General features: G+C 55.8%; 8 protein-coding genes, 1 tRNA gene and 2 rRNA genes. 10 read left to right on the forward strand and 1 reads right to left on the reverse strand.

What is annotated here, in order from left to right:
• Window positions 1–37: 37 nt before the first annotated feature.
• The 5 genes from K3762_RS02460 to istB all read left to right on the forward strand — a co-directional run bounded on the left by K3762_RS02460 (window position 38) and on the right by istB (window position 6440).
• Window positions 38–2869 (forward strand): 23S ribosomal RNA (locus tag K3762_RS02460).
• Between the two features lie 119 nt (window positions 2870–2988).
• Window positions 2989–3103 (forward strand): 5S ribosomal RNA (gene rrf / locus K3762_RS02465).
• 256 nt (window positions 3104–3359) lie between these two features.
• Window positions 3360–3436, forward strand: a tRNA-Met gene (locus K3762_RS02470).
• A 693-nt stretch (window positions 3437–4129) separates the two neighbouring features.
• Complete coding sequence (gene istA, locus K3762_RS02475; protein WP_132447149.1) at window positions 4130–5659, forward strand: IS21 family transposase; 1530 nt, start codon at window positions 4130–4132, stop codon at window positions 5657–5659.
• The gene (gene istB, locus K3762_RS02480) at window positions 5649–6440 is read left to right on the forward strand and encodes an IS21-like element helper ATPase IstB (RefSeq protein WP_260009488.1); all 792 of its coding nucleotides are present in this window, start codon (window positions 5649–5651) and stop codon (window positions 6438–6440) included. The genes istA and istB overlap by 11 nt, the downstream gene beginning before the upstream one ends.
• Here the strand turns inward: istB and K3762_RS02485 are convergent.
• Complete coding sequence (locus K3762_RS02485) at window positions 6435–7001, reverse strand: GDP-mannose 4,6-dehydratase (RefSeq protein ID WP_260011282.1); 567 nt, start codon at window positions 6999–7001, stop codon at window positions 6435–6437. The genes istB and K3762_RS02485 overlap by 6 nt on opposite strands.
• Before the next feature lie 679 nt (window positions 7002–7680).
• Between K3762_RS02485 and urtA the strand changes: the two genes are divergently transcribed.
• The 5 genes from urtA (at window position 7681) to urtE (ending at window position 13593) form a co-directional block, all read left to right on the forward strand.
• Window positions 7681–8967: an urea ABC transporter substrate-binding protein gene (urtA, locus tag K3762_RS02490; RefSeq protein WP_067624380.1), complete on the forward strand. Its 1287-nt coding sequence runs from the start codon at window positions 7681–7683 to the stop codon at window positions 8965–8967.
• Between the two features lie 78 nt (window positions 8968–9045).
• Entirely contained in the window at window positions 9046–10974 is a 1929-nt protein-coding gene (gene urtB, locus K3762_RS02495) for an urea ABC transporter permease subunit UrtB (RefSeq protein WP_260011286.1), read from the forward strand.
• 3 nt (window positions 10975–10977) lie between these two features.
• Window positions 10978–12159: an urea ABC transporter permease subunit UrtC gene (gene urtC, locus K3762_RS02500; RefSeq protein ID WP_260011288.1), complete on the forward strand. Its 1182-nt coding sequence runs from the start codon at window positions 10978–10980 to the stop codon at window positions 12157–12159.
• On the forward strand, window positions 12156–12911 hold the full coding sequence (gene urtD, locus K3762_RS02505; protein ID WP_260011291.1) for an urea ABC transporter ATP-binding protein UrtD: 756 nt from the start codon (window positions 12156–12158) through the stop codon (window positions 12909–12911). The genes urtC and urtD overlap by 4 nt, the downstream gene beginning before the upstream one ends.
• A complete protein-coding gene (gene urtE / locus K3762_RS02510) occupies window positions 12898–13593 on the forward strand; it encodes an urea ABC transporter ATP-binding subunit UrtE (RefSeq protein WP_120350125.1) in 696 nt (231 codons plus the stop codon). The genes urtD and urtE overlap by 14 nt, the downstream gene beginning before the upstream one ends.
• Window positions 13594–13613 lie beyond the last annotated feature (20 nt).

A 13613-nucleotide genomic window follows, 5' to 3' on the forward strand; every position in this document is an offset into this window, starting at 1 on the left:
TTCGCGCGAGACGCTAAGTCTTGCTTTTTCTGGATCAAATCAAGCGCGAAAAGGGCGTTTGGTGAATGCCTTGGCAGTAAGAGGCGATGAAAGACGTGATACTCTGCGATAAGCCATGGGGAGCTGAGAATAAGCTTTGATCCATGGATTTCTGAATGGGGCAACCCACCTGATACTTTGTTATTACTGATCTTCGGATCAGCTAATAACTTGGTAAACCAGGTATTTTTAGGCTGAATATATAGGCTTAAAAAGGCAAACCCGGGGAACTGAAACATCTAAGTACCCGGAGGAAAGGAAATCAATATGATACTCCCCTAGTAGCGGCGAGCGAACGGGGACCAGCCGAGCCATGAGTGTGGTTAGAATGCGTTGGAATGCGCAACCAAAGTGGGTGATAGTCCCGTATAAGAAGCATGATTGGACGTATTAAGTAGGGCGGAACACGTGAAATTCTGTCTGAAGATCGGAGGACCACCTTCGAAGGCTAAGTACTCCTTACTGACCGATAGTGAACCAGTACCGTGAGGGAAAGGTGAAAAGCACCCCGACGAGGGGAGTGAAACAGTACCTGAAACCGAACGCCTACAAACAGTTGGAGGGACCTTGCGTCCTGACAGCGTACCTTTTGTATAATGGGTCATCGACTTGGTCTCACGAGCAAGCTTAAGCCGTTAGGTGTAGGCGTAGCGAAAGCGAGTCTTAATAGGGCGTTGAGTTCGTGGGATCAGACCCGAAACCGAGTGATCTAGGCATGGCCAGGTTGAAGATAAGGTAACACTTATTGGAGGACCGAACCCACATCTGTTGAAAAAGATCGGGATGAGCTGTGCCTAGGGGTGAAAGGCCAATCAAACTCGGAGATAGCTGGTTCTCTGCGAAATCTATTTAGGTAGAGCGTCGACCGAATACCCTCGGGGGTAGAGCACTGGATGGGTAATGGGGCCCCACAGGCTTACTGATCCTAACCAAACTCCGAATACCGAGGAGTACTAGTCGGCAGACACACGGCGAATGCTAACGTCCGTCGTGAAGAGGGAAACAACCCTAACCTCCAGCTAAGGCCCCTAATTCATGGCTAAGTGGGAAAGCAGGTGAGACGACCAAAACAACCAGGAGGTTGGCTTAGAAGCAGCCATCCTTTAAAGATAGCGTAACAGCTCACTGGTCTAAATAAGTTGTCTTGCGGCGAAGATGTAACGGGGCTCAAGCCATGAGCCGAAGCTGAGGATGCATTTATTGCATGGTAGCAGAGCGTAGTGTGACATAGTTCCATGTGTCCTTACCTACTTAGGTAGGATTGGACACAAGGAGCTTTCTGTGAAGCTGGCGCGTGAGCGATCCGGTGGAGAGATCACTAGTGAGAATGATGACATGAGTAGCGACAAAGAGTGTGAGAGACACTCTCGCCGAAAGTCCAAGGGTTCCTGCTTAAAGCTAATCTGAGCAGGGTAAGCCGACCCCTAAGGCGAGGCCGAAAGGCGTAGTCGATGGGAACCAGGTTAATATTCCTGGGCCAGATGGAAGTGACGGATCTCGAGGGTAGTTCATCCTTATCGGATTGAATGGGCTGCTTAGAGGTCCCTGGAAATAGCTCCATCGCTAGATCGTACCCTAAACCGACACAGGTGGACAGGTAGAGAATACCAAGGCGCTTGAGAGAACTATGTTGAAGGAACTCGGCAAAATACCTCCGTAAGTTCGCGAGAAGGAGGCCCGGTTTCTAGGCAACTAGAGGCTGGGGGCACAAACCAGGGGGTGGCGACTGTTTATTAAAAACACAGGGCTCTGCGAAGTCGTAAGACGACGTATAGGGTCTGACGCCTGCCCGGTGCCTGAAGGTTAAAAGGAGGGGTGAGAGCTCTGAATTGAAGCCCAGGTAAACGGCGGCCGTAACTATAACGGTCCTAAGGTAGCGAAATTCCTTGTCGGGTAAGTTCCGACCTGCACGAATGGCGTAACGACTTCCCCGCTGTCTCCAACATAGACTCAGCGAAATTGAATTACCGGTCAAGATGCCGGTTACCCGCGGTTAGACGGAAAGACCCCGTGCACCTTTACTACAGCTTCACACTGGCATTAGGCCGAACATGTGCAGGATAGGTGGTGGGCTTTGAAACCGAGACGCCAGTCTCGGTGGAGCCTCCCTTGAGATACCACCCTTGTTCTGCTTGATGTCTAACCGCGGACCGTTATCCGGTTCCGGGACCCTGTGTGGCGGGTAGTTTGACTGGGGCGGTCGCCTCCTAAATCGTAACGGAGGCGCGCGAAGGTTGGCTCAGAGCGGTCGGAAATCGCTCGTTGAGTGCAATGGCAGAAGCCAGCCTGACTGCGAGACTGACAAGTCGAGCAGAGTCGAAAGACGGCCATAGTGATCCGGTGGTCCCAAGTGGGAGGGCCATCGCTCAACGGATAAAAGGTACGCCGGGGATAACAGGCTGATACTGCCCAAGAGTCCATATCGACGGCAGTGTTTGGCACCTCGATGTCGGCTCATCTCATCCTGGGGCTGGAGCAGGTCCCAAGGGTACGGCTGTTCGCCGTTTAAAGAGGTACGTGAGCTGGGTTTAGAACGTCGTGAGACAGTTCGGTCCCTATCTTCCGTGGGTGTAGGATACTTGAGAGGAGTTGCCCCTAGTACGAGAGGACCGGGGTGAACGATCCACTGGTGGACCAGTTGTTATGCCAATAGCAGTGCTGGGTAGCTATGATCGGACAGGATAACCGCTGAAGGCATCTAAGCGGGAAGCCCCCCTCAAAACAAGGTATCCCTGAGAGCCGTGGTAGACCACCACGTCGATAGGCCAGAGATGTAAGCGTGGTAACACGTTCAGTTGACTGGTACTAATTGCTCGATAGGCTTGATTTGATCCAGTAGAAGCAAGACTGCTTAACTGGGCAAAAGCATACACATACAATCAGTTGTACATGACTTGGACCACGCTCTGCGTCGCAACGCGCAGAGCGCTTTATCAGGAATTTATTTGGTTTGGTGATCATAGCGCGAGCAAAACACCTGGTCCCATCCCGAACCCAGCCGTTAAGTGCCGTAGCGCCGATGGTACTGCGTCTTAAGACGTGGGAGAGTAGGTCATCGCCAAACCTAATAAGTTCCTGATAAAAAAAAGTATCTCTCGACGATGAGAAAAATAACAAAACCGCCGCAGCTATAAAGCTGCGGCGGTTTTGTCTTTGGGGGCGGGGGGCGTTATCGGCACGTTTCTGTGTCCCCAAACTCACGCGCGAACTTTGGCGAAGCGAAAGTTAAGGGTGCTGCGTAAAATCTCAAGAAAAATCTAAATTCTATGTACGAATGCCCTTGCAGCCCTCGTGCTATAAGTCTAAACGAAGGGCATTGGCGCGGGATGGAGCAGCCCGGTAGCTCGTCAGGCTCATAACCTGAAGGTCGTAGGTTCAAATCCTACTCCCGCAACCAAGCCTATCGAACTTTTGTTCGCAAAGCCGCCCTTCGGGGCGGCTTTTGCGTATGTCATTGGGAACTTTGTCAAATCTCCCTCGATGCCTAGGAGGTGTTTTCCTTCCTCCACTTCCTCGACGCTGATGGTTTCCACCAGAACCCGAAGGATATCGCGCGCGTGGATGACTAAGTCCGGTTCTGTGAGAATCGTTTCCAGCTTTCTGACATGCGCGGCGTAGACCTCTTCTAAGTCGGTTGGCAGCATCGGCCGGGCGTCTTCAATCTGCCGCTGTTGGGCCTGCAACTTGAGCTTCCGCGCTTCGGCTTTTGACAGGGCTTCAATGAGGGCAGGGCTGTTCACGCCGGCGAGGATCGCGTCGGTTCCGTTCCGGATTTCAGTCTCCACTGCGCGGAGCTGCCGGGTGACCGAAGCGCGATCGGCCTGGAGCGACTGCGTCGCATCAGCAAGCGCCCTCGCATACTCCTGCCGGAACCGCGTGAAAGCATCGGACCCGAGCAGCGCGCGTTTCACGCCGCCCAAGACTGCCTGTTCTGCCTCGTCCTTCAAGAGCCCTGTCATGCCGATGCATTGGCTGGGTGTTGATTGTCACCGAGAACTGACCCGGCAACTGCAGAAATTGTCATTGAGAATTGACCCATGTGTAACCTTGCCCCTGCTTGAATCAGCTGGGAGCTATTGGAGTGTTAGACATGGGATTTCTGAGGATTATTCGGAAATGGGCTCTGCGAGACAAGATGCCCATCCGCGAGATTGCGCGCCGGACAGGGGTGTCTCGCAACACGATCAAGAAGTATCTGCGGACAGGGATAGTTGAGCCCGAGTTCCAAATTTTGGACCGACCGAGCAAGTTAGACCCTTATGCTGAGAAGCTGACAGGCTGGTTGCTGTCTGAGCAGCGTAAATCACGCAAGGAACGGCGAACGGCCAAACAGATGCATGCAGATCTGGTTCAGCTCGGCTTTGATGGTTCATATGAGCGTGTCGCGGCCTTCGTGCGGAACTGGAAGGGCGAACGCCAGCGTGCTCAACATACGACTGACCGGGGTGTTTTCGTGCCCTTGGTCTTTCAGCCGGGCGAGGCGTTCCAATTCGATTGGAGCGAGGACTGGGCCTATGTCGGCGGCGAGCGCCTCAAGCTTCAGGTCGCTCATATCAAGCTGTCGCACAGCCGCGCATTTCTGGTGCGGGCCTATCTACTGCAAACGCATGAGATGCTGTTTGATGCCCACTGGCATGGCTTTCGGGTGTTTGAGGGTGTTCCGGGGCGTGGCGTCTATGACAACATGAAGACAGCCGTTGACCGGATTGGTGTCGGCAAGAAGCGCGATGTAAACGCACGGTTCCTTGCGATGACCAGCCATTATGTTTTTGACCCTGAGTTCTGCAATCCCGCGGCAGGGTGGGAGAAAGGTCAGGTTGAGAAGAATGTGCGCGACGCCCGCCATCGGCTTTGGCAACTCATGCCCGCCTTTCCGGACCTCAATGCGCTGAATGAATGGCTGGAGGAGCGCTGCAAGCTTCTCTGGGCCGAGACACCGCATGGCAGATTGCCTGGCAATATTGCGGATATCTGGGACGCCGAGAAGGCCGCGCTGATGCCACTGCCCACAATGTTTGACGGCTTTGTCGAGCAGAGCAAGCGGGTATCCCCCACTTGTCTGATAGCATTCGACCGTAATCGCTACTCAGTGCCTGCCAGCTTTGCGAACCGCCCTGTCAGTCTCCGCATCTATCCTGAACGGCTGGTCATCGTCGCCGAAGGCCATGTGGTCTGCACGCATGAGCGCATTATTGAACGCTCACACCGTCAGCCAGGGCGCGTTATTTATGACTGGCACCATTATCTGGCGGTGGTTCAACGCAAACCCGGCGCGCTGCGCAACGGGGCGCCCTTCGTTGAGATGCCAGAAGGGTTCCGGAAGCTGCAGGATCATATGTTGCGTAGGCCAGGTGGTGACCGCGAGATGATCGACGTCCTATCCTTGGTCCTCCACCATGACGAACAGGCCGTGCTTTGCGCAGTAGAAATGGCGCTGGAGGCGGGCGTACCAACAAAAACCCATGTCTTGAACCTACTTCACAGGCTGGTGGATGGCGCACCGATAGACCAGCCCGATGTGACCCCGCCTGCGGCCCTTTCTTTGAATAAGGAGCCCGAGGCCAATGTCGCACGATATGACGGGCTACGCACCACGGGAGGAACACGTCATGCGTCATGATCCCGCCGGTGCTGCCATCGTCATCATGATGCGTAGCCTGAAGATGCCAGGCATGGCTCAGGCCGTGCAGGACCTGCATGAGCAGGGATCGCCTGCTTTCGATGCAGCGATCCCCATGTTGTCGCAGCTGCTTAAAGCCGAGATTGCTGAACGTGAGGTGCGTTCCATTGCCTACCACATGAAGGCAGCACGCTTTCCGGCATACAAAGACATCTCTGGCTTCGACTTTGGCGCCAGCGAAGTCCGTGAAGCTTTGGTCCGCCAACTTCACCGATGCGAGTTCATGGACGCGGCTGAGAATGTAGTGCTGATCGGAGGCCCTGGAACGGGAAAATCGCATGTCGCTACCGCCCTCGGCATTCAAGCAATCGAGCATCATCGCAAGCGTGTGCGCTTCTTCTCCACGGTCGAGTTGGTCAATGCGTTGGAGCAAGAAAAGGCCCAAGGCAAGGCAGGAAAGATCGCTGAGGTGCTGGTGAAAGCTGATTTGGTGATCCTGGATGAGCTGGGATATCTGCCGTTCAGCGCTTCGGGTGGCGCGTTGCTGTTCCACCTTCTAAGCAAACTCTACGAGCGCACCAGCGTCGTCATCACAACCAACCTGAGCTTTAGCGAATGGGCCAGCGTGTTCGGTGATGCAAAGATGACCACCGCGCTCCTCGACCGCCTCACACATCGTTGCCACATTCTCGAGACCGGCAATGACAGCTACCGGTTCAAGGCCAGCTCCGCGACAGCCAAACAGAAACGAAAGGAAAAAGCGGTATTGACGCCATCATAACGCAAAGAACATAACAACTGGGTGGGTCAAGTCTCGGTGAAAATGCCGGGTCAGTTCTCGGTGACAATCAACAGCATACATCTTCGCGACTGCATAGGGAGAACGCGGGTGAAAGGGCGTTGTCTCAGTTTGGGGTATCTCTTGGACAAGACCGTAAAGTTCAGAGGTCGAGGCTTGGTAGAAGCGCGTCTTTTTATCTAACCCTAGAAAGCGGATGGCTTCTAGGAGGCGGAGGGTTCCCATCGCATCGACATCCGCAGTGTACTCTGGCGCTTCAAAGCTCACCGCCACATGTGACTGCGCGCCGAGGTTGTAGATTTCGTCAGGCTGCACTTCGCTGATAATACGGGTCAGGTTTGAGGAGTCTGTCAGATCTCCGTAGTGCAGGTGAAATCGGGAGTTGTCGTTGTGGGGATCCTCATAAATGTGATCAATCCGGCCGGTATTGAAAAGGGAAGCTCGTCGCTTGATCCCATGAACTTCATAGCCTTTCTCAAGCAGAAACTCTGCCAAGTAAGACCCGTCCTGGCCGGTAATGCCCGTGATAATAGCTTTTTTCACTATGTGGCTTCCTAAATTTTTCAAGATGATTTTAAAAATTTTCTGGCTGACTTAGACTGTCATGAGCTTAGACGTCAAGGCAAGGAGCGCCCCTGTGCTTCGCGGGGCGCCTACTTGATCGAATAAGTTCAGTTCATGAGCATCAAGCGAACTTATTACAGCGGTCTGATCGCCAGCGCTTTCTCAGAGTTTCTCCACCTCACGCCAGCGCCCAAATCGTGCTCCCGCAACTGGACTATCCAATAGATTTAGTCCTCTGACGCCCTGCAGGGCGTACTCTCACTTGCGTTGGAATGGGCAATTCCTCCCGCCCATCGTGGTCTACCCCTCACGCCTTCCCGCACCAACGTCACACGGGCCGTCCCCATCCGACATTCCGCTTCTACCGCAAAACAGCGCGCGCCCCATACGCGAGTTGCCCAAAATTTCACAGTTCGGCTGCCAACTGCCCAATCATACAGCACCCTTTCTGCGGTGCAGAAATTTCCCCGCGGTCGGGGCTTGCTGGCTCGGTCCTCTGAACTGAGGCTGTAGAGGCTCCGCTACGGGGCGTCGCGAACGGAGCTGTCCGGCAAGGGGGCCATCCGCGCGTAACTATAATAAACGCTGTGTGGAAAAGCATTTGGCCTTTGGCATGCTTGCGTCTCCGCTCTTCCGCACACCAAACGGGGATACCGTAATGAGACTTTCCACCAAACGCACACTTACTGCGACCGCTGCCCTATTGATCGCAGGTTCAGCCGCCAGCGCGGAATGCGAGGACCCGATCAAGGTTGGCGTGCTGCACTCTCTGTCCGGCACGATGGCCATTTCCGAGACGACGTTGAAAGACACGATGGAGCTTCTGATCACGCAACAAAACGCTGCGGGCGGTCTGTTGGATTGCGAAATCGAAGCCGTTGTCGTGGATCCCGCCTCGGACTGGCCTTTGTTCGCCGAAAAGGCGCGTGAGCTTCTGACCGTGTCCGAGGTGGATGTCATCTTCGGCTCTTGGACATCTGTTTCGCGCAAATCCGCATTGCCTGTTCTGGAAGAGTTGAACGGCCTGATGTTCTACCCGGTTCAGTATGAGGGCGAGGAAAGCTCGCGCAACGTGTTCTATACGGGCGCGGCCCCGAATCAGCAGGCGATCCCTGCGACCGATTATTTCCTGGAGGAACTGGGCGTCGAGAAATTTGCTCTGCTCGGCACGGACTATGTCTATCCCAGAACCACCAACAATATCCTTGAACAGTACCTTTTGGACAAGGGCATCCCCAAGGAAAACATCTTCGTTAACTATACACCCTTCGGGCATTCGGACTGGTCCACCATTGTGGCGGATGTGGTCGAACTGGGGGCGGATGGCTCTCAGGTGGGCGTGATCTCGACCATCAACGGCGACGCGAATATCGGCTTTTACAAGGAGTTGGCGGCTGCCGGTATCTCGGCTGACGACATTCCGGTCGTGGCATTCTCGGTCGGGGAAGAAGAGCTTTCGGGCCTCGATACCGCTGATCTTGTCGGCCACCTCGCGGCGTGGAACTACTTTCAATCCGCAGAATCCGACGCGAACGATGAGTGGGTCGCCGCTTGGAAAGAGGCGATGGGCGAAGACCGCGTGACCAACGACCCGATGGAAGCCCATTACATCGGTTTCAACATGTGGGTGAACGCGGTCACCGAAGCAGGCACCACGGATGTAGATGCGGTGCGTGCGGCGATGTATGGGCAGGAATTCCCGAACCTCACCGGCGGGACGGCTGTCATGCTGCCCAATCACCACCTCGCCAAGCCTGTCTTGATCGGTGAAATCACCTCTGACGGCCAGTTCGACATCATCAGCCAGACCGAAGAAGTGCCCGGCGATGCATGGACGGACTTCTTGCCTGAATCCGCTGTTCTGGTCTCCGATTGGAAAGAGCTTGAGTGCGGCATGTACAATACCGAAACCAAGACCTGCGTCCAGTTGACCTCGAATTACTAACGCCAACAGCCGGGCGCGTCCTCAGCCGCGCCCGACACTCTTTCTAAACACTCTTTCCGTCCGAAAGCCCCATATCTCATGGTTCGAATACTGCTCAGCCTGATGTGCTTGCTGACATCCGTCAGTCTTGCTTCAGCCCAGGAACTTCAGTCTGTATTGCAGACCCACGCCGAAGAGGTGGCCAAGCCATCGCGCAAATCGGTCGGCGTTTTGCTGGACGATCTGGTGGCATCGGGCCTGCCGCAGGTTCCTGTTTTTCTTGAGCAATGGGCCGAGCGGAGCGTCTGGCAAGACGATGCAACGGGCCTGTTCTACTTTGCGAAGGAAGCCGGCGATACACTCGCGCTGCGCGACGTTGATACGGGCGAAGAGACAGCGGCTTCTTCGGACAGTTTCAGCCAGCTGCGCCCCAACGGCGGTGTGCGGCGTGTCATCGGCACGGCATTGGTGCAGTTCCAACTGTCTGATCCCGACCCCGAACGCCGAAGCGCCGCCCTTGAAAGCATCGCGCGACGCAGTGATGCCAGCCAGCTTGACCCGCTCTTGGCCTCGCTCGAAGGAGAGAATGATCCCATCCTGCGCGCCCGCAAAGAGCAACTGAGCAATTTCTTGACCGCGCGCTTCGGAGCGGCCCCCGAGGCGCGCAATCGTGCGATCGAAAGTCTGTCTTCCGACACCTCTCTCGAAGCCCGCGCGGTGCTGAACCAAATTCTATCTGTAAGGACAGGCGTTGCGGCAAAGCAGCCCGAGGGTAACATCGCCCGCATTCTTGACCCCATGGCGGACCCTTCGGCAAGCTATGAGACGCTGGTCGAAGCTGAACTTGCCCCTGCAATCGTGCCGCCCGGTGATATTCGCGCCGCCCTTGAAGCCAATATCGTCGATGGCCGCGTCGGCGGCATCTCTTTGGCGCAATTGGACGACCCGGACAGGCGGATGGATGCGTATCGCGCGCTTGCCGAGGCGGGGACCGTCCCGCCGTTGGTAACGCCGGATGATATCGTCACCGCCCTGCAGAATGCCGTCTTCTATGAACGCTACGAAGAGGATGACAGGGCGATCACCGACGCTGCCCGCACCACGCTTGACGCGGTTGAGACGCAGGTCGGCTGGGCGCAGACCTTTGATTTGACGTTGGACGGTTTGTCGCTGGCCTCGATTTATTTCCTCGCAGCGATTGGGCTGGCGATCACCTTTGGGCAGATGGGGGTCATCAACATGGCCCATGGCGAGTTTATCATGATGGGCGCCTATACGGGCTATGTCGTGCAACTCATCGTCCCTGACTACACGGTCTCGCTGCTCATCGCGCTGCCGCTAGCCTTTGCCGTTACCTTTGGGGCGGGTGTCGCAATGGAGCGGCTGGTGATCCGGCATCTCTACCATCGCCCGCTTGAAACCTTGTTGGCGACCTTCGGCATCTCAATCGCCTTGCAGCAAATCGCTAAGAATATCTTTGGCACGCAGGCCCGTCCGTTGACCTCGCCTGAGTGGCTTCGGGGCGCGCTCGTGATCTCGGATGTGGTTCAAATCAGTTACATCCGCATTGCCATATTCGTGCTGGCGCTGATCTTTCTATTTTTGCTGCTGTATATTCTCAAGCGCACGCGCCTTGGTTTGGAGGTGCGCGCGGTGACGCAAAACCCGGGCATGGCGGCTTCAATGGGCATCAACCCTGACCGCATCAATATGATGACCTTTGGGCTGGGGTCGGGAATCGCAGGGGTCGCGGGCGTCGGCATCGGCCTTTATGCGCAGGTCACCTCTGAAATGGGCGCGAACTATATCGTGCAAAGCTTCATGACTGTCGTAGTGGGCGGTGTTGGATCGGTATTCGGCACGCTGGCCGGAGCGGGGCTGATCGGCTTCCTGCAGAAGGGGATCGAGTGGTTGAACCCGTCCAACACACTGGCGGCACAGACCTACATGATCCTTTTCATCATCCTGTTCATTCAATTCCGGCCCAAGGGCATCGTCGCCCCCAAAGGCCGGGCAGCGGCGGATTGAGCCATGACCCAGACGCACAGCCAACGACGGTCTTTCATCGGCCGCAATCCTTCGGTTCTCTACTTCCTTGCCGCACTGGGTCTCTTTACAGTCCTTGTGACGGTGATGTCCGAAGCCGCCGGTACCGGTCTTGTCTCAACCTCCTTCGTCAAGACATTGGGCAAAGCCCTGTGTCTTTGCCTCGTGGCCATCGCGATGGATGTCGTTTGGGGGTATTGCGGCATCCTTAGCCTCGGTCATTTCGCCTTTTTCGGGATCGGCGGCTACGCCATCGGGATGTGGCTCATGTATGCGCGGACGGAAAACATCGTCGCGGAAAGCCTCGCAGGTCAGGTCATCCCGCCAATCCCGCAAGAGATTTCAGACGCCATCGGAAACCAGATTTTCGGTGTCGTCGGCTCATCGGAATTCCCATTGATCTGGGCCTTCGCGGACAACCTTTTTATCCAATTGGCCTTCGTCGTGCTGATCCCCGGCGCCCTTGCGCTGGTCTTTGGCTGGCTCGCATTCCGCAGCCGCGTCAACGGCGTTTACCTGTCGATCCTGACCCAAGCCATGACACTGGCGCTCGCGCTCTACCTGTTTCAGAACGACAGCGGTTTGCGTGGCAACAACGGTCTGTCGGGCCTGCAAAACATTCCCGGCTTCGCCGAAAGCGGCCAAGACGTGGTCTCCATCGTCTTTTTCCTCGCCTCTGCCTTGGCGCTTGCTCTGGGCTATCTGTTTTTCGCATGGATCACCGACAGCAAGCTGGGCAATGTCATCCAAGCCATCCGTGACGATGAATCGCGCGTTCGTTTTCTGGGCTACCATGTAGAGAGCTATAAACTCTTCGTTTTCACCATCACCGCCATCGTCGCAGGCATCGCCGGTGCGCTTTATTACCCGCAAGCGGGCATCATCAACCCGGCTGAAATCGCCCCCATCGCGTCGATCTATCTCGCGGTATGGGTCGCCATCGGCGGACGTGGCCGGCTCTACGGTGCGGTGATCGGTGCGGCAGTGGTCTCACTTTTGTCCAGTTGGTTTACGGGCGGCGGCGCGCCCAGCATCAATCAGGGGGTCTATACGATCCACTGGGTCGATTGGTGGCTGGTGCTGCTTGGCCTGAGCTTTGTACTTATCACGCTGTTTGCCCCCAAGGGCATCGGCGGCCTCTTTGACAAACTGGTGCGCAAGTCATGAGTTCTCTTTTGGAAATGTCCGGAATTTCGAAATCTTTTGACGGGTTTCAGGCGATCAAGAACCTTAGTCTACAGATCGGTGAACCGGAATTGCGCGCGGTGATCGGCCCCAATGGCGCGGGCAAGACGACCTTTATGGACATCATCACCGGCAAGACAAAGCCGGATGAAGGCTATATTCTGTTTGGTGATGACAGCCGCTCTCTTATTGGCATGTCGGAAAGCCAGATCGCGATGCTTGGGATTGGGCGCAAGTTTCAAAAGCCGACAGTGTTTGAGGCGCAAACCGTGCGCGAAAACCTTGCCATGGCGCTAAAGAACCCGCGTGGTACATTCTCGGTGCTGTTCCACCGCAAGACCTCGGAAGGGGCGGCGCGGCTTGAAAAGATCGCCGATGAGATCAACCTGACCGCCCATCTCTCCCGCCCCGCCGGAGAGTTAAGCCACGGGCAAAAGCAATGGCTGGAGATCGGGATGCTGCTTGCGCAATCGCCCCGCTTGCTGCTGGTGGATGAGCCCGCCGCAGGCATGACGGCGCATGAACGCGAACACACCACAGACATCCTGAAAAAGGCCGCCGAGACCTGCGCCGTTATCGTGGTGGAACACGACATGGAGTTTGTGCGGCGGCTGAATTGCAAGGTGACCGTGTTGCACGAAGGATCGGTGCTGGCCGAAGGGTCGCTGGATCATGTCACCAGCAACCAGACTGTTATAGACGTTTATTTGGGGCGCAGCGATGCTGGAGATTGAGAACCTAAACCTGAAATACGGGCAATCTCAGATACTTCATAAGGTCACGTTGAACGCGCCCGTGGGGCAGGTGACCTGTGTAACGGGCACCAATGGGGTCGGCAAAACCAGCTTGCTGAAAGCCATCGCCGGGCGGCATCCTTTTTCGGGCGGGCGGATCAGCCTTGATGGTGAGGAATTGCAACCGGGCCGTGCGGCCCTGTCGGCCAAAGCGGGCGTCGGATATGTGCCACAGGGGCGCGAGATATTTCCGCTCATGACCGTTCAAGAGAACCTTGAAACGGGCTTTGCCTGCCTTCCCAAATCCGAGCATAAGATCCCGGATGACATTTTTGAGCTTTTTCCGGTCCTCGCTGAGATGAAGGCCCGGCGCGGGGGGGACTTGTCTGGTGGGCAACAACAGCAGCTTTCCATCGCCCGGGCGCTTATTGCCCGCCCTAAGGTGCTGCTGTTGGATGAACCGACCGAAGGAATTCAGCCCAATATCATTCAGATGATTGGCCACACCATTCGCCTTCTGCGGGATCGGGGGGAATTGGCCATTGTGCTAGTGGAGCAGAATTTCGAATTTGCCTACCTCAATGCCGATCATTTCCACGTCATGCAGCGCGGCAAAATCACCCAATCGATCCCAAAATCCGAAGCCCAACGCACGCAACTCTTGGACGCGCTTGCGCTATAATTGATCGCTGTTGCCCGTCT

This window comes from Sulfitobacter sp. W074 (assembly GCF_025142275.1).
In the GTDB taxonomy this organism is placed as follows: Bacteria; Pseudomonadota; Alphaproteobacteria; order Rhodobacterales; family Rhodobacteraceae; genus Sulfitobacter; species Sulfitobacter profundi.

Coding starts and splice junctions, on each gene's coding strand:
- istA (WP_132447149.1), top strand. CDS start 4,130: ATGGGATTTCTGAGGATTATTCGGAAATGGGCTCTGCGAGACAAGATG.
- istB (WP_260009488.1), top strand. CDS start 5,649: ATGCGTCATGATCCCGCCGGTGCTGCCATCGTCATCATGATGCGTAGC.
- urtA (WP_067624380.1), top strand. CDS start 7,681: ATGAGACTTTCCACCAAACGCACACTTACTGCGACCGCTGCCCTATTG.
- urtB (WP_260011286.1), top strand. CDS start 9,046: ATGGTTCGAATACTGCTCAGCCTGATGTGCTTGCTGACATCCGTCAGT.
- urtC (WP_260011288.1), top strand. CDS start 10,978: ATGACCCAGACGCACAGCCAACGACGGTCTTTCATCGGCCGCAATCCT.
- urtD (WP_260011291.1), top strand. CDS start 12,156: ATGAGTTCTCTTTTGGAAATGTCCGGAATTTCGAAATCTTTTGACGGG.
- urtE (WP_120350125.1), top strand. CDS start 12,898: ATGCTGGAGATTGAGAACCTAAACCTGAAATACGGGCAATCTCAGATA.